Annotated in this window: 1 protein-coding gene; it reads right to left on the reverse strand. The window is 37.0% G+C overall.

The window, feature by feature from the left end:
- Positions 1-113: 113 nt before the first annotated feature.
- On the reverse strand, positions 114-265 hold a 152-nt coding region (locus tag R0J88_RS20850), incomplete at its 5' end, for a sigma factor-like helix-turn-helix DNA-binding protein (RefSeq protein ID WP_410901004.1).

Raw genomic sequence — 265 nt, forward strand, 5'->3', positions numbered from 1 at the left:
GTTCACTCACTTCCAATCACGGAAGAAGTATATAAAGAGATGGATGAAATGTTGAAGTAGAGGCGTTTATAAGGAATTACGGGGATGTCAGTACTTAAACATCCCCTTATTCCTTATTTCATGTTCAACTGTTTCCGAACTTTCTCCATTATTCGTTGACGGCGTTTTTTTAACGTTGAAATGCTGATTCCTTGTTTTTCCGCCAATGCTTCATAGGTATAGCCAGATACATATAGGTGATTAAGTAGTTCAAATTCATCCTTTG

It is taken from the genome of Pseudoalteromonas sp. SIMBA_162, from assembly GCF_046535955.1.
Taxonomy (GTDB): domain Bacteria; phylum Pseudomonadota; class Gammaproteobacteria; order Enterobacterales; family Alteromonadaceae; genus Pseudoalteromonas; species Pseudoalteromonas marina.